The organism is Pseudomonas bijieensis (assembly GCF_013347965.1).
GTDB lineage: Bacteria > Pseudomonadota > Gammaproteobacteria > Pseudomonadales > Pseudomonadaceae > Aquipseudomonas > Aquipseudomonas bijieensis.
Map to the genome: position 1 here is coordinate 3,106,978 of NZ_CP048810.1, position 16,221 is coordinate 3,123,198.

Consider the following 16,221-nt stretch of genomic DNA (forward strand, 5'->3'; position numbering starts at 1 on the left):
CCGGCGAATAAGGTGTTAAGCCCCTGCCATGAAACCATCGCTAGTCTTGAGAATGGGCCAGCAGCTGACGATGACACCGCAGCTGCAACAGGCCATCCGCCTGCTCCAATTGTCGACCCTGGACCTGCAACAGGAAATCCAGGAGGCCCTGGAGTCCAATCCGATGCTCGAACGCCAGGAAGAAGGCGACGACTTCGACAACACCGATCCGCTGGCCGACAACGTCGAGCAGAAGACCAACACCGAAATCCCGGAACCGTCCTACCAGGAAGCCGCCCCGACGGTGGATAACCTCGAGGATGGCGAATGGAACGAACGCATCCCCAACGAACTACCCGTGGACACGGCCTGGGAAGACGTCTACCAGACCAGCGCCAGCAACCTGCCGAGCAGCGATGACGACGAGTGGGACTTCACCACCCGCACCTCGGCCGGCGAGAGCCTGCAAAGCCACCTGCTGTGGCAACTGAACCTGGCGCCGATGTCCGACACCGATCGCCTGATCGCCGTGACCCTGATCGATTGCATCAACAACCAGGGCTACCTGGACGAGACCCTCGAGGAAATCCTCGAAGCCTTCGACCCCGAGCTCGACATCGAGCTGGACGAGATCGAAGCTGTCCTGCATCGCATCCAGCAGTTCGAGCCAGCCGGCATCGGCGCCCGCAACCTGGGCGAGTGCCTGTTGCTGCAACTGCGCCAGTTGTCCGCCAAGACACCCTGGCTGACCGAAGCCAAGCGACTGGTCACCGATTACATCGACCTGCTGGGTGGCCGCGACTACAGCCAACTGATGCGTCGCATGAAGCTCAAGGAAGATGAGCTGCGCCAGGTCATCGAACTGGTGCAGAGCCTCAACCCACGCCCCGGCTCGCAGATCGAATCCACCGAACCCGAATACGTGGTCCCCGACGTGATCGTGCGCAAGCACAACGATCGCTGGCTGGTGGAGCTCAACCAGGAGTCGGTGCCCAAGCTGCGGGTCAACGCCCAGTACGCCGGATTCGTGAAACGCGCCGACACCAGCGCCGACAACACCTTCATGCGCAACCAGTTGCAGGAAGCGCGCTGGTTCATCAAGAGCCTGCAAAGCCGCAACGAAACCCTGATGAAAGTGGCCACCCAGATCGTCGAGCATCAGCGCGGCTTCCTGGAGTATGGCGACGAAGCGATGAAACCGCTGGTCCTGCATGACATTGCCGAGGCAGTGGGCATGCACGAGTCGACGATTTCCCGGGTAACCACCCAGAAATTCATGCATACCCCTCGGGGCATCTATGAATTGAAATACTTTTTCTCCAGCCACGTCAGCACCTCCGAAGGCGGCGAATGCTCGTCCACGGCCATCCGCGCGATCATCAAAAAACTGGTGGCCGCGGAAAATCAGAAAAAGCCGTTGAGTGACAGCAAGATCGCTGGTTTACTGGAGGCACAAGGCATTCAGGTGGCCCGCCGCACCGTCGCCAAATACCGCGAATCCCTCGGGATCGCGCCTTCGAGCGAACGCAAGCGGTTGATGTAACGGGCCACGCCACAGCGTTCCAGTGGCAGGCATTTCTGCCTGCCGCTTTATGCACTGGCAACGAAGGAGAAGCTGTATGCAAGTCAACATCAGTGGACACCAACTGGAAGTGACCGAACCCCTGCGCACCTACATCGGCGAAAAACTCGACCGATTGGAGAGGCATTTCGACAAGATCACCAACGTGCAGGTCACGATGAACGTCGAGAAGCTGCTGCAGAAAATCGAAGCCACGCTGCATATCCCCGGCGGAGAAGTGGTTGCCAACGCAGAGCACACAGACATGTATGCCGCGATTGACCTGCTGACCGACAAGCTGGATCGCCAACTCAAAAAGCATAAGGAAAAGACCCAGAGCCTCCTCCAGGGCGCAACCGGTCGTTAACCCCCCCAATCCATGATCCGACTAGAATCCATCCTGACCCCCGGCCGTTCCCTGGTGAACGCGCCGGGTGGCAGTAAAAAGAAAGCCCTCGAACAAATTGCCAACCTGATCCACCGCGAAGTGCCGGATCTGGAAATGCAGGACGTCTTCGAGGCCCTGGTTGCCCGTGAAAAACTCGGTTCCACCGGTTTTGGCAACGGTATCGCCATTCCCCACTGCCGCCTCAAGGGTTGTGCCGCACCGATCAGCGCACTGCTGCACCTTGAAGCCGCCATAGATTTCGACGCCATCGACGGCGCCCCGGTCGACCTGCTGTTTGTATTGCTGGTACCGGAAGCGGCGACCGATGCGCACCTCGAGCTGCTGCGCCAGATTGCCAGCATGCTGGACCGCAAGGAAGTGCGCGAAAAACTGCGCAGCGCACCGAGTAACGAAGCTTTGTACCAGGTGGTCCTGGACGAGCAGAACGGTCATTAAAAATGCGCATGATCATCGTCAGTGGCCGCTCCGGCTCCGGTAAAAGCACTGCCCTCAATGTGCTTGAGGACAGCGGCTACTATTGCATCGACAACCTGCCCGCCGGCCTGCTGCCGGAACTGGCCGAGCGCGCCCTGATCCACACCGAGCTGGCGCAGCCGCTGGTGGCGGTGTCCATCGATGCGCGCAACCTGCCAAGCCACCTGTCGCGTTTTCCTGAACTGCTCGAGGAAGTGCGCAGCCGGCATATCCAGTGCGACGTGCTGTACCTGGATGCCGATGAAGAGACACTGCTCAAGCGCTTTTCCGAAACCCGTCGGCGCCATCCGCTGAGCAATGCCAACCGCTCCCTGGCCGAAGCCATCGAGGATGAAAGCCAGCTGTTGGGGCCAATCGCCGACCTGGCGGACCTGAAGGTCAACACCACGCACCTGAACCTGTATCAGTTGCGCGACACGATCAAGCTGCGCCTGCTCAACCAGCCGGAGCCGGGCACGGCGTTCCTGGTGGAGTCGTTCGGCTTCAAGCGTGGCATGCCAGTAGACGCCGACCTGGTATTCGATGTGCGCTGCCTGCCCAACCCTTATTGGAAACCGGAATTGCGCGAGCAGTCCGGGCTCGACCAGCCGGTGATCGACTACCTGGCCGCACAGCCGGATGTCGAGGAAATGTACCAGGACATCTCCAGCTACCTGCTCAAATGGCTGCCCCGCTTTGCCGCGAGCAACCGGGCCTATGTCACGATCGCCATCGGTTGCACCGGCGGCCATCACCGCTCCGTCTACCTGACCGAACGCCTGGGTCAACTCCTGCAACAATCCCTGAAGAATGTCCAGGTTCGCCACCGCGACCTCAGCTAAAGGATTCACATCGCGATGCCTGCTCGGGAAATTGAAATCATCAACAAGCTGGGTTTGCATGCCCGAGCGTCGGCCAAGTTCGTCGGGGTTGCCGGCCAGTTCCAGGACACCACCATCAGGGTTGGCCGCACACCCCGAGACGGCGGTCGACGGTAAAAGCATTATGGCGATGATGATGCTCGCCGCCGGCAAGGGCACCAAGATCCACCTGAGCACTGAAGGGGAACAAGCGCAAGAAGCGATGGATGCCCTGGTGGACTTGATCAACAGGTACTTCGACGAAGGCGAGTAACCGACCCAAGCTCAGGGCGAGCTTGTTGTGTGGACAGAGCTAGCCTTTGTGGCGAGGGAGCTTGCTCCCGCTCGGCTGCGAAGCAGTCGTAAACCTCTGTTTCGCCGTGTCGCTGTGATAAAAACATGGGGCCGCTTCGCAGCCCAGCGGGAGCAAGCTCCCTCGCCACAAAAGCCCCCTTGTCATGAAAGCGCCCTTGCCACAAAAAGCTCACTCCCCCCGCAGACCTGCATCACGCCAACGCCGTATCCAGCACCATCATCAAACAAAACCCCACCAACAGCCCCAGGCTTGCCAGTTTCTCGTGGCCATTGCGACGGGATTCGGGAATGACCTCGTGAGTCACCACCAAGAGCATCGCCCCGGCTGCCAACGCCAGCCCCAAGGGCAAGAGCATCTCGGCCAGGCTCACCAACCAGGCGCACAGCAGCGCGAACGCTGGCTCGACCAGCCCTGACGCCGCGCCAATCAGAAATGCCTTGACCCGCGACATTCCCGCCGCAGCCAGCACCAGGGCGATCACCAGCCCCTCGGGTACATCCTGCAAGGCGATACCCATCGCCAGGCTGTCGGCATCCGGCATACCGCCACCCGCCGACACACCCACCGCCATGCCCTCGGGAATGTTGTGGGCGATGATGGCAAACACGAATAACCATATCCTCGGCGCAATGATCGGCCGTCCTGATACCGCGACAAACCTTTCGGGGCTGGCCGAGACCTTGCGGTCCACCAGGTACAGCCCGAACGCGCCCAATAGAATGCCGAAACTGATGAGACCGCTGGCGGCCCAAGGGGTTAGCCCCAACTGCTCGGCCGCCGCAATGCCCGGCACAATCAGCGAAAATGCCGTGGCGGCGAGCATCACCCCGGCACCGAAGCCCAGCAACAAATCGCTGACGGCCTGGGGCATGCGCCGGATGACCAACACCGGCACGGCCCCCAGCGCGGTGCCCAAGGCGCACAGCCCGCCGCCCTCGAGCGCACGCAACAGCCTTGGCTCCAGGTCCAGCCATGCCAGGCCCTGCGCCGCCAACAACGTCATCCCGGCCAACAGCAACAACGATCCCAAGGCATAGCGGAACATCCGTCCGCTTCCAATCGCCAGTGTTTGAGTATCCATAGTCAGCCTTGGGTTATTTTCAGGAAGGGCTCGTAGCCAGCGCAGCCTGGTAGCGCCGGGCGACCTCAGGCCAGTTGATCACGTTGTAGAAGGCGCTGATGTATTCCGGACGACGGTTCTGGTAGCGCAGGTAATAGGCGTGCTCCCAGACGTCCAGGCCAAGAATCGGTGTGTTGCCGTTCATCAGCGGGCTGTCCTGGTTGCCGCTGCTTTCTACCACCAGGGTCTTTTGCGCAGTCACGCTCAACCAGGCCCAGCCGCTGCCGAAACGGGTCAGCGCCGCTTTGGTGAAGGCTTCCTTGAAACGCTCGATACCGCCCAGTTGCGCCTCGATCGCCGCCGCCAGGGCGCCCTCGGGCTGGCCGCCGCCCTGAGGCGTCATCACTTCCCAGAACAACGAATGGTTGGCATGACCACCGCCCTGGTTGATCACCGCAGCCCGCAGGCTTGGCGGCAACTGTTCCACGCTGGACACCAGCTTTTCGATGGGCCACCCGGCGTATTCAGTGCCGTTCACCGCCGCGTTGAGGTTATTGATATAGGTCTGGTGATGCTTGGTGTAGTGGATCTCCATGGTTTGCGCATCGATGTGCGGTTCCAGGGCGTCGTAGGCGTAGGGCAATGCAGGCAAGGTAAAAGCCATTTTCAATGAACTCCATGGTGAAGAGGGGCATTGCGCTGCCGGGGCTTGGCGGCGTTGCAGTGCAGCAGGCGCTGGGTGCGAGGGTATTCACCGTGCTCGCTGATGAAACTCAGCAGTTCGACATAGGTCTTGTGGCTCTGGCGCAGCGCGGCGGCGCGCAGGGCCGGCGCCAGGCGTTCGTCCTGGATCGTCTGCAACAACCGTTGGTGGATCGCACACAAGTACTCGGCGCTCTCCTCCGGCTGGTTCAGGCGCAAGTGCAGGTCCGCCAGGTTGTGGTGGGAGACGACGCAGGCGGCCACGGCTTCGTCGGCATCCGCCCAGCGCTCGAACAGCACCTGTGCCAGGGCCAGGGCTTGCAGGTAGGCTTCGCGGGCATCTACCAGCTCACCCTGCATGAAACAGCGATTGGCCCGTTCGATCGTACGTTTCCAGTGTTCCATGATGAGTCCTCCACACAGGTGTCGGGATTACACGCCGCCGGCGGTGAGCTTCTCCGGGTCCAGCAGGACTTCGAGTTCGCTGCGTGTCAGGTCGGTGTGTTCCAGGGCGACATCGATGACCGGCCGGCCTTGCTGGTAAGCCTTCTTGGCGATTTCAGCGGCCTTCTGGTAACCGATGATCGGATTCAGGGCGGTCACCAGGATCGGGTTGCGTGACAACGCTTCCTTGAGCCTGGCCTCGTTGACCTTGAATGTGGCGATGGCCTTGTCCGCCAGCAAGCGGCTGGCGGTGGACATCAGGGCGATGCTGCTCAGCAGGTTCTGGGCAATGATCGGCAGCATCACGTTCAATTCGAAGTTGCCCGATTGACCGGCGATAGTGATCACCGTGTCGTTGCCGATCACCTGGGCCGCAACCATCGCGGTTGCCTCCGGAATCACCGGATTGACCTTGCCGGGCATGATCGAGGAACCCGGCTGCAGGCCTTCGAGTTCGATCTCCCCCAGGCCCGCCAACGGTCCGGAATTCATCCAGCGCAGGTCGTTGGCGATTTTCATCAGCGACACGGCGGTGGTCTTGAGCTGCCCGGAAACCGCAACAGCGGTGTCCTGGGAACCGATCAGCGCGAACAGGTTCTTGCCCGGGGTGAATTGCACCTGGGTCAATTGCGTCAGTTGTTGGCTGAACAGTTCGGCGAAGCGTGGATGGGCGTTGACCCCGGTACCGACCGCCGTGCCGCCCTGGGCCAGGGATTGCAGGCTCGGCAGCAAATCCTGCAAGTGACCGATATTGGCCTTGAGCTGCTGCGCCCAACCGTCTAGCACCTGGCTCAGGCGCACCGGCATGGCATCCATCAGGTGGGTGCGACCGGTCTTGATGAACGGGTGGACCTGTTCGGCCTTGCGCTCGATCACCTGCACCAGGTGCAACAGCGCCGGCAGCAACTGCTCATGCAAGGCCAGCGCAGCGCTGACATGAATGCTGGTGGGGATGATGTCGTTGCTGCTCTGGCCGCAATTGACGTGGTCGTTCGGATTGATCACTTCTCCCAGCAGGCGACTGGCGAGGGTGGCGATCACTTCGTTGGCGTTCATGTTGGAGCTGGTGCCGGAGCCGGTCTGGAAGATGTCCACCGGAAAATGGTCCATGAACCGGCCTTCGAGCAGCCCCAGGGACGCATCGACGATGGCCTTGCCCTGGGCTGGACTGATTTGCTCCAGCTCTACGTTGGCCCGGGCGGCCGCCGCCTTGGCCAGGATCAGGGCGCGGATGAACTGCGCCGGCATACGCTGACCGCTGACCGGGAAGTTATCCACGGCACGCTGGGTCTGTGCACCGTAGAGGGCGTCCACCGGGACTTGCAGTTCGCCCATGCTGTCGCGTTCGATACGGGTATTACTCATCGGGAGATCCTTGCACCAGTTCAATAAGAGAAATCGACGGCTCCAGGGCGCAGGTCGCCAGCGCCCAGGCATGGCGCTGCCAGCGCTCGAGGCGGCAGCGGCACAGTGATTGTCGTTCGAGGTCGCGCAAGGGGCGCCAGGCCTGGTCGAGGCAGAGATTGCGCCAATGCCAGGGCAGCGCGACGTCGGAGGCGGTGTCGAGCAACAAGCGCAAGGCGGTTTCGGAGATCATCCACGGCGATGTCGTGGTGCAGCAGGCCAGATAGCGGCCCTCAGCCAGGTAGTGCTCGATCAGCCGCGGCTCGTCGGGGTTCAGCGCGCAACGGATCTGGCGACTCATCCAGCGCCAGCTTTCAAGGTAGGGTTGTTCGTGCAGGGCAGAACTCATGACCGGGGGCTCGCTCGGCGAATGAGATTCATTATTATATGATAATAAGAAGCAACACAACCATGAGACCGCACAAATTCATCGTGGCGAGGGAGCTTGCTCCCGCTCGGTTGCGCAGCGACCGCAATAGCTTGGGGTCGCTTCGCGGCCCAGCGGGAGCAAGCTCCCTCGCCACAAAAGCACGCCCGCCACAGGATCTGCGGATACAAAAAAGGCGCGTCACCCAGCGGATGACGCGCCTTTTTCTATGGGATGAGTATCAGCTACCCGCCACCATCATCCGCTCGATCAGCACCGAGCCCGTGCGGATGTTGCTGCGCAGTTCCAGGTCGTTGCCCACGGCCAGGATCTGCTTGAACATATCGCGCATGTTCCCGGCGATGGTCACTTCCTGGACCGGGAACTGGATCTCGCCATTCTCGACCCAGAAACCCGCCGCGCCACGGGAATAGTCCCCGGTGACCATGTTCAGGCCGTGGCCCATCAGTTCGGTCACCAGCAGGCCACGCCCCATGCGTCGCAGCAAGGCCGCCTGGTCTTCTTCGCCATGGGTCACGAACAGGTTATGCACGCCACCGGCATTGGCCGTGCTCGGCATGCCAAGCTTGCGGCCCGAATAGGTGCCGAGGATGTAGGACACCAGCTCGCCGTTTTCCACGAACGGCTTGGCGTAGGTGGCCAGGCCATCGCCGTCGAACGCCGAACTGCCCATGGCCTGCATCAGGTGCGGACGTTCGTCGATGGTCATCCATTCCGGAAACAGTTTCTGACCCAGGGCGCCCTCGAGGAACGACGATTTGCGGTACAGGTTGCCGCCGGACACCGCCGACAGAAAGCTGCCAAACAAGCCACCGGCCAGCTCGGCGGCAAACAGCACCGGCACTTCGCAGGTCGGCACCGGCCGCGCGCCCAGGCGGCTGGCTGCCCGTTGCGCGGCTTTCTGGCCGATGCTTACCGGGTCCGCCAGCAGGGTGCCCTGGCGGTTCACGTCATACCAGTAATCGCGCTGCATCTGGCCGTCGGCTTCGGCGATCATGACGCAACTGAGGCTGTGGCGGGTCGACGCATAACCGCCGATGAAGCCGTGGCTGTTACCGTAGACCCGGCAGCCCTGGTGAGTATTGAGCGTCGTGCCGTCGGCGTTCTTGATCCGCGAGTCGGCATCGAATGCCGCCGCTTCGCAGCGCAGTGCCTGCTCGATGGCCTGTTCAGGGGTGATGTCCCAGGCGTGGAACAGGTCGAAGTCTCGCTGTTCCTTGCACATCAGTGCGGCGTCGGCCAGGCCCGAGGCTTCGTCTTCGGAGGTGTGCTTGGCAATCGCCAGTGCCGCGGCGACGGTTTCACGAATGGCCTCCGGACCGCTGGCCGAGGTGCTGGCCGAGCCCTTGCGCTGGCCCACGTACAAGGTGATGCCAAAGCCCTGGTCGCGATTGAATTCGACGGTTTCCACCTCGCGCTGGCGCACCGAGGTCGACAGCCCCTGCTCCAGGGACACCGCCACCTCACAGGCACTGGCGCCCTGTCGCTTGGCTTCGGCAAGGATCTGCTCGACTTGTTCCTGCAGTGCCGGCAATGCTTGCGGGCCGACGCTCTGAACTGCACTCATGGTGTTCTCCACTCAAATTCTGCTCTCGGTAATGGTCTTCGAGCGACCGGGCCGGACAAGCGGCCCCCGACTGGTTATCATGGCGGCGTTTCTTTGCGGACTGCCACCATGGTTGATTCTTACGACGACTCCCTCTACGAGGGTGAAAAAAGCAAATCCCAGGTCAAACGCGAGCTGCATGCTCTGGTTGACCTCGGCGAGCGCCTGACAACACTCAAGCCTGACTTGCTGGCCAAACTGCCTTTGACCGACGCCTTGCGCCGGGCCCTGGCCGATGCGCCCAAGCACACCGCGAATATCGCGCGTAAACGGCACCTGCAATTCATCGGCAAACTGATGCGCGATCAGGACACTGACGCCATCCTGGTTCTGCTCGATCAACTCGATGCCTCCACCCGGCAGTACAACGAACGCTTCCATAACCTGGAACGCTGGCGCGATCGCTTGATCGCCGGCGATGACGGTGTGCTGGAAAAATTCGTCATCGACTACCCGGAGGCCGATCGCCAGCAATTGCGCTCCCTGATCCGTCAGGCCCAGCACGAACTGGCGCAAAACAAGCCACCAGCCTCGAGCCGTAAAATCTTCAAATACATCCGTGAGCTGGACGAGACTCAACGCGGCTTGCGCTGATCACTAACAGCTTTACCCTCCTGCAAGAGGTTTCCGTGGCGAGGGAGCTTGCTCCCGCTCGGTTGCGCAGCAACCGCATCGGGGCTACTGCGTAGCCCAGCGGGAGCAAGCTCCCTCGCCACGATGACTCGCGCAAGCCCCTGAGCATTTTCATGCGCCCGTGCCACCCACGGTAATCGCATCGATCTTCAGGGTCGGTTGGCCGACGCCTACCGGCACCGATTGCCCATCCTTGCCACACGTCCCCACGCCACTGTCCAGCGCCAGGTCGTTACCGACCATCGACACCTTGCTCATCGCCTCCGGCCCATTGCCGATCAGGGTCGCGCCCTTGACCGGCGCGGTGATCTTGCCGTCCTCGATCAGGTAGGCCTCGCTGGTGGAGAACACGAACTTGCCGCTGGTGATGTCCACTTGGCCACCGCCGAGGTTGGCGCAATAGATGCCTTTTTTCACCGAGGCAATGATTTCCGCCGGATCGCTTTGGCCACCCAGCATGTAGGTGTTGGTCATGCGCGGCATCGGCAGGTGCGCGTAGGATTCGCGGCGACCGTTGCCGGTACGGGCCACGCCCATCAGGCGGGCGTTGAGCTTGTCTTGCATGTAGCCCTTGAGCACGCCGTTCTCGATCAGCGTGGTGCACTCGGTCGGCGTGCCTTCGTCATCGACGCTCAGGGAACCGCGACGTCCGGCCAGGGTGCCGTCATCGACAATGGTGCAGAGTTTCGAGGCGACCATTTCACCCATGCGCCCGCTGTAGGCCGAGCTGCCCTTGCGGTTGAAATCGCCTTCCAGGCCGTGCCCCACCGCTTCGTGCAGGAGCACGCCGGACCAGCCGGAACCCAATACCACCGGCAATGTACCGGCCGGGGCCGGGATCGCCTCCAGGTTGACCAGCGCCTGGCGCAGCGCTTCGCGGGCGTACCCCATGGCGCGGTCTTCGCTGAGGAAATAACGGTAGTCGGTGCGTCCACCGCCGCCATGGCCGCCACGCTCACGACGACCGTTCTGCTCGACGATCACGCTGACGTTGAACCGTACCAGGGGCCGCACGTCCGCCGCCAGGCCGCCGTCGGTGGAGGCCACGAGGATCCGTTCCCAGACCCCGGCCATGCTCACCGTCACTTGCTGGATGCGCGGGTCGAGGGCCCGGGTCGCGACGTCGATGCGCTTGAGCAACTCGACTTTTTCGGCGCGGCTCATGACTTCCAGCGGGTTGTCCGGCGCATACAGCTGCGCCACGTCCTGGCTGCTGAACGCCTGGACCGTGCCGTTCTGCCCGGCGCGGGAGATCGAGCGGGCCGCACGGGCAGCGGCACCGAGGGCTTCGAGGGTGATGGCGTTGCTATAGGCAAAACCGGTCTTTTCCCCGGACTGGGCGCGCACGCCCACGCCCTGGTCAAGGTTGAAACTGCCTTCCTTGACGATGCCGTCTTCCAGCGACCAGGACTCGGAGATCTGCCCCTGGAAATACAGGTCGGCGGCATCGATGCCCGGGCCGGCCAGGTCGCCCAGCACGCCTTGCAGGCTTTCGAGGGTTACGCCGCCGGGGGCTAAAAGGTGTTCACTGACTGAGGACAACAACCCGCTCATATGATTTACGCCTTGAATTCGTCGTCTTGGACAGGTCGCTGTCGAGCGCCCTGCGAGAAAAAGCGCCGATGGCTAGCCACCGGCATGCGCGCCCGGATGGACGCCTGTTCATTGTTGTCGCGCTCGGCCAGCAGCACGGCCTCGCCTTGATCCTGTTGCGCCAGCACGCGGCCCCACGGGTCGACAATCGCGGCATGGCCAAAGGTTTCCCGTGGCCCCGGATGCAGGCCGCCCTGGGCGGCCGCCAGCACATAGCACTGGGTCTCGATCGCCCGGGCGCGGATCAGCACGTCCCAATGGGCGGCGCCAGTCACCGCGGTGAACGCCGAGGGCGCCGTGATCAGCTCGGCCCCGGCAGCTCGCAGCTCGCTGTAGAGCTCCGGGAACCGCAAGTCATAACAGACCGTCAGGCCCACCCGCCCCACTGGAGTATCGGCAACCACCACGTTGGCACCATAAGCATAGTCATCCGACTCGCGATAGCGCCCGCGATTGTCCGCCACATCCACATCGAACAGGTGCAACTTGTCGTAGCGCGCGACGATCTGGCCTTGGTCGTCCACCAGCAACGAACAGGCATGGGACCTGGCCTCGGGCTGATCCACCGGCGGTAACGGCAACGTGCCGGCCACAATCCATAACTTGAGGTCACGGGCGACCTGTTTCAACCAGGGCAGGATCGGTCCCTGACCAAAGGCTTCGGCGCGGCCGATCTCGGCGATGTCCCTGCGCCCCATCGCGGCAAAATTCTCGGGCAGCACTGCCAGCCTCGCGCCGCCGGCGGCGGCCTGCTCCAGCAACACTCGGGCACGCGCCAGGTTGGCGAGCACATCGCTCTGGCTGACCATTTGAATCACTGCGACTGGCATGGTGCATCCCCCAATTTTATCCTCGCCCAAGGCGGGTGTGGGAGCAAAGCTTGCTCGCGATGAGGCAGGTACATCCAACATATAGGCTGGTTGATACACCGCAATCGCGAGCAAGCTTTTCTCCCACAGGCCCGCTCCCACAAGGGGGTTGGCGTCGAACTGTCAGAACGGCTTGTCGAAGGTGATCTTCGGCTCTTTCCACGGCCCCTTGACGTCGTATCTTACGCTGGCAAATCGCGCGACGCGGTCACCGATCAGTTTGTCGATCAGAAACAGCGCCCCACCCACCGCCGGTGCGCCAACGATCAGCGCGGCGATCGGCAGGTTGTTGGTCACCGGCAGCGTCACCAGCAGCTTGGCGTCGACCCGGTCGGCCACCATGTCCAGCGTGCCGTTGAGTTCCAGGTTGCTCGACGGCCCGGTCAGGGTAATGGGTTCGCGGGTTACGTATACACCGTCGCTCGCCACCAGCAGCCCCTTGACCCGATCGTAGCTCAAGCCCTTGCCGAACAGGTCGGAGAAGTCCAGGCGCAAGCGTCGGCCGATGGAGTTGAAGTTCAGCAGGCCAAATACCCGCAACGCCTGGGCGCTGCCTTCGACTTCGACGAACTGGCCCTTGCTCAGCGACGCGTCGAGGCTGCCGGAAAAGCGCTTGGTGGCAACCCACGCCGGCGAACCGGGCCAGCGACCATCGACATCCAGGCGGAATTCCTGGCTGGTCACGCTCGGGGCAAAGCCCCAGCCCTTGAGCACATCGCCCAGGTTCTTGCCGCTGATACGGCCCTTGTACCAACTGCTGGTGGAACCGGGCACGCCTTCCCAGCCGCCACTGCCGTTCAACACCATGCCCTTGAGGCCCATGTCCAGATTGTTCAGCGCGATGCCCTTGGCGGTCGGGCGCACTTTCAACGACCACGCACCGATAAGATCTGGGCCCTGGAACAATTGGTCGATGGCAATATCCATGGCCGGGATTTTCCCGGGATCGACCGACGCCAACGGGTCCGGTGCGTTTTCATCCGCCTGGACCGTCGGGTCCGTGGCTGGCAGGCGAACATAATCAAGCTTGATACCAATCGGGGCGGCCTTCGCATCCGGCAGGCTGACGTTGCCCTTGGCCTGCTGGCTGTCGAGGCGCAAGGCCCAGGCGTCCGGCTTGCGGTCCAGTTGCACCGACGCCTGGTCCAGGGTGGTGCCCATGGCCGTGAGCTTGCCGACGCTCAGATCGACGCTGCTGAGCAGTTGCTTGGCGCTGCCGCCCGGATCCTGACCGGCGTACTTGTTCACCAGGTCCTGCCACGGGCTTACGTCCAGTTCCGACAGTTTGCCGCGCAGTCGCAACCCCTTGGCCCCAGGCAGGACCGCATCACCGGCACCCAGCAACAACTCGCCGCGACCGTCGGCGATTTTCCCGCTCGGTGCAGCGTAAGTGAAGCTGGCCAGGTCGCCATAATCGACCCAATAACGCCGCTCCGGCCCTTGCAGGGTCATGCGAAACACCGTGTCACGCCCGACATCGGCGGCCATGCCAAAAGGTGCCGGCAGGTCGACGGCCACGCCCTTGAGGTTGGAACTGACCGACAACTGGCTGTCGGCACCGTCGAGGATTACTTGCAACTGGTAGGGCACGACACCGGATACCGGCAACGGCTGGGTGACATTCAGCCAACTGCTGAGTTTCTTGATCTCCACCTGCCCGGACGCAGCGACCCGCGTATTGAGCGCGCCGGCACGGCCCTCAGCGAAAATCTGCGCGGTCACAGGCCGGTCGAATGCCCGGGCGCTGATGCCCTTGCCGCTCAAGCCCTTGTTGCTGTCGAAGCGGAAATCGCCCTTGAGCTGAGTCAGCTCCAACGCCGGTTCGCTGAGCTTGAGGCGGGCCTTGTCGGTGGCGAAGTCCACCAGGATCTTCGGTTGCTCGCCTTTGACCAGCGGGATATCGAGCTTCACGCTGCCTTGCAGGTCGCCCTCGCCTTCCCAGCCGGCGAACGTCTCGGCGGTCCCGATCGGTGCCGTCTGGAGGATTTTCAGGCCGTCGCCCAGCCCTCCGGCGAACCCGCCGTCCAGCAGCAGATGAGAACTCTGCCCGGTCGGCACATGGGGAATGTTCACCGACACATCCTTGACCTGGGTATCGAGCAGTTGCCCTTGGCTGGCGAAGATGCGCACGCCGCTGTCTTCGACGAAGACATCGCCGCTGACCTTGCTGACCGAAGGCCAGCCCGGCTGGAACGCCAGCTCGGCGTCATGCACCTTGAAAAACAGGCTGATGCTGCGGTCCGCGTCCCCGGCACCTTTATTCAGCGAGCCTTGGTACTGGAAAAAGCCCTCGTCCACCGCGCCCTTGACGATGGCCGTGCGCAGCCACTCATCCAGCGCCGGGCTGAGGACCGCCGGCAGGTACTTGGCGGTGTAGCGTCCGTCACCGTCCACCAGGCCGACCCGCAGGTCCATGTAGTCTTCCTGGCTGTGGTCGAAATGCAGGCGGATCAGGAAGTCGCCGGCAATCCGGCCCTCCTCGCCCAGCACCTTCAGATACGGCGCGATCAGGGTGAATCCTTGCTTGTCGAGCTTCCAGGTCAGCCGGGCGTTGGCCTGCAGGTACTGCCAGGGCTTGGCGAAGATCGGGTCCAGGTGCAGGGAAAAATCCTTGCTGTCCATGCGCAGCTCGCCGCCGCCCAGGTCACCGCTCAAGCTCCCGGAGACGTTGCGCGCCGCCGGAGCACCGCGATAGGCATCAAAGCCCACGGTGTCCAGGTTGGTGGCGAAGCTGATTTTCTGGTCACCGGTGTTCTGCGGCCGGTAGTCCAGCAACACGTTGCGCAGGCCACCGGTGACCTTGAGACGGTCAATGGTCGTCGCCAGGCCCTCGGGCAGCGGTGCCAGGGCATTGAGCAAAGGCGTGAGCGGGGTCAAGTCGAGGCGGTCGGCCTGCAGATGCCAGCGCTCCTCGGTCTTTTCGCTGGCGGCACTCTGTTGCAGCTGCAGGCGCGATTCCCAGCGGGTCTCGCCCAGGTTCATCGCCAGGGAATCGAAGGTTGCGGTGAACCCTTGGCTGCCGCGCTGGAAATAGCCGTTGAGGGCCAGGTTGTGGATCTGCACAGGCTTGCGTTCGCCGTAGGCGCCCTGGAGCTGCGGTGCGTTCAAGCGCATGGCCGCGCTTTGCACCGTGCCCTCGCCCCAACTGAGCCAGAACTCACCGCCGGCCTTGATCTGGGAGAAATTCCATTGCTGGGTCAGGCGTTTCGGCAGCCATTTGGACCAGTCGCTTTGCGGCAGGCTCAAGTAGGCATCGGCCTGACCATTCTTCCAGTCGCTGGCACGCAGGCGGGTACGCAGGTTGATCGCCACCGGCTGGCCGTCCGGCAGGGTCAGGCGGGCATCCAGGCGCTGGCGGGTGGCGCCGATGCGCAGGCTCAAGCCGACGTAGGTCAGGGTCAGCGGTGGTTGCTCGACGGGTTGCAAGGTCACCTGGCTATCGAGCACCGAGAGCTTGGAAACCATTTGCATGCGTTCGAGCAATTGCTGCGGATCGAGGGGCTGATCGCCCTGCACCGGCAAGCCTTCCAGGGCCCACTTGCCGTCGACGCTCTCCTTGAGGCTGATCTTCAGGCCGCTGACTTCCAGGTGGGCGATGCGCACCTGACGTGCCAACAGGCTGTCCCACAGGTCAGGTACGGCCCGCACCTGGTCCAGGTGCAGGGCGTTGGGGCCTTCGCCAACCACCACGTCGCGCGCCGCCAGGATCGGCGCCAGGCCGCTCCAGCTACCGTCGAGGCTGCCGATGTGCACGGGCATGCCCAGGGCTGCGCCGGCCCGGGTCTCGACCTCGGCACGGTATTCGGCTACCAGCGGGACCAGCTCGCGACCGAGGCTGACGTACAACGCCAGCAGCACCAACAGCAGCGCGCACAGACCCAGCCCCCAACGGGTCAGCGTCGCCATAATGCGTGTCAGACGCTCCATGTCAGTGGGCTCCCCTG

The 16,221-nt window shown here is 62.8% G+C and carries 14 protein-coding genes and 1 pseudogene; 6 read left to right on the forward strand and 9 right to left on the reverse strand.

Going from position 1 to position 16,221, the window contains the following annotated elements:
• Positions 1-28 precede the first annotated feature (28 nt).
• The 5 genes and pseudogenes from GN234_RS13655 (at position 29) to GN234_RS13675 (ending at position 3,536) form a co-directional block, all read left to right on the forward strand.
• The gene (locus GN234_RS13655) at positions 29-1,522 is read left to right on the forward strand and encodes an RNA polymerase factor sigma-54 (protein WP_109753551.1); all 1,494 of its coding nucleotides are present in this window, start codon (positions 29-31) and stop codon (positions 1,520-1,522) included.
• A gap of 76 nt (positions 1,523-1,598) precedes the next feature.
• A complete protein-coding gene (hpf, locus tag GN234_RS13660; protein WP_003178005.1) occupies positions 1,599-1,907 on the forward strand; it encodes a ribosome hibernation-promoting factor, HPF/YfiA family in 309 nt (102 codons plus the stop codon).
• A 12-nt stretch (positions 1,908-1,919) separates the two neighbouring features.
• Positions 1,920-2,384, forward strand: coding sequence for a PTS IIA-like nitrogen regulatory protein PtsN (gene ptsN / locus GN234_RS13665; protein ID WP_109753550.1), 465 nt, complete (start codon positions 1,920-1,922; stop codon positions 2,382-2,384).
• Positions 2,385-2,386: 2 nt separating this feature from the next.
• Positions 2,387-3,244: an RNase adapter RapZ gene (gene rapZ, locus GN234_RS13670; RefSeq protein WP_018613998.1), complete on the forward strand. Its 858-nt coding sequence runs from the start codon at positions 2,387-2,389 to the stop codon at positions 3,242-3,244.
• Between the two features lie 15 nt (positions 3,245-3,259).
• Positions 3,260-3,536, forward strand: a pseudogene (locus tag GN234_RS13675) (HPr family phosphocarrier protein).
• Positions 3,537-3,768: 232 nt separating this feature from the next.
• Here GN234_RS13675 and GN234_RS13680 read toward each other — a convergent pair.
• From GN234_RS13680 to pmbA, 6 genes are all read right to left on the reverse strand, one after another.
• Entirely contained in the window at positions 3,769-4,659 is an 891-nt protein-coding gene (locus GN234_RS13680) for a ZIP family metal transporter (protein WP_176688616.1), read from the reverse strand.
• 19 nt (positions 4,660-4,678) lie between these two features.
• On the reverse strand, positions 4,679-5,302 hold the full coding sequence (locus tag GN234_RS13685; protein WP_176688617.1) for a superoxide dismutase: 624 nt from the start codon (positions 5,300-5,302) through the stop codon (positions 4,679-4,681).
• 2 nt (positions 5,303-5,304) lie between these two features.
• Positions 5,305-5,745 (reverse strand): hypothetical protein, encoded by a 441-nt coding sequence (locus GN234_RS13690; protein ID WP_163855302.1) that lies wholly within the window; start codon positions 5,743-5,745, stop codon positions 5,305-5,307.
• A gap of 27 nt (positions 5,746-5,772) precedes the next feature.
• The gene (locus GN234_RS13695; protein WP_176688618.1) at positions 5,773-7,149 is read right to left on the reverse strand and encodes a class II fumarate hydratase; all 1,377 of its coding nucleotides are present in this window, start codon (positions 7,147-7,149) and stop codon (positions 5,773-5,775) included.
• Entirely contained in the window at positions 7,142-7,537 is a 396-nt protein-coding gene (locus GN234_RS13700) for a FagA protein (protein WP_109753544.1), read from the reverse strand. The genes GN234_RS13695 and GN234_RS13700 overlap by 8 nt, the downstream gene beginning before the upstream one ends.
• 259 nt (positions 7,538-7,796) lie before the next feature.
• Positions 7,797-9,143: a metalloprotease PmbA gene (gene pmbA, locus GN234_RS13705; RefSeq protein ID WP_163855304.1), complete on the reverse strand. Its 1,347-nt coding sequence runs from the start codon at positions 9,141-9,143 to the stop codon at positions 7,797-7,799.
• 108 nt (positions 9,144-9,251) lie between these two features.
• Between pmbA and yjgA the strand changes: the two genes are divergently transcribed.
• Entirely contained in the window at positions 9,252-9,776 is a 525-nt protein-coding gene (gene yjgA, locus GN234_RS13710; protein WP_003197830.1) for a ribosome biogenesis factor YjgA, read from the forward strand.
• Positions 9,777-9,926: 150 nt separating this feature from the next.
• Here the strand turns inward: yjgA and tldD are convergent, their stop codons facing one another.
• The 3 genes from tldD to GN234_RS13725 form a co-directional block, all read right to left on the reverse strand.
• Positions 9,927-11,369 carry a metalloprotease TldD gene (gene tldD, locus GN234_RS13715; protein WP_072341241.1) on the reverse strand — a complete coding sequence of 481 codons (1,443 nt, stop codon included), beginning with the start codon at positions 11,367-11,369 and terminating at the stop codon, positions 9,927-9,929.
• A gap of 5 nt (positions 11,370-11,374) precedes the next feature.
• The gene (locus GN234_RS13720) at positions 11,375-12,238 is read right to left on the reverse strand and encodes a carbon-nitrogen hydrolase family protein (protein WP_109753540.1); all 864 of its coding nucleotides are present in this window, start codon (positions 12,236-12,238) and stop codon (positions 11,375-11,377) included.
• A gap of 162 nt (positions 12,239-12,400) precedes the next feature.
• Complete coding sequence (locus GN234_RS13725; protein ID WP_176688619.1) at positions 12,401-16,204, reverse strand: YhdP family protein; 3,804 nt, start codon at positions 16,202-16,204, stop codon at positions 12,401-12,403.
• Positions 16,205-16,221: the final 17 nt, after the last annotated feature.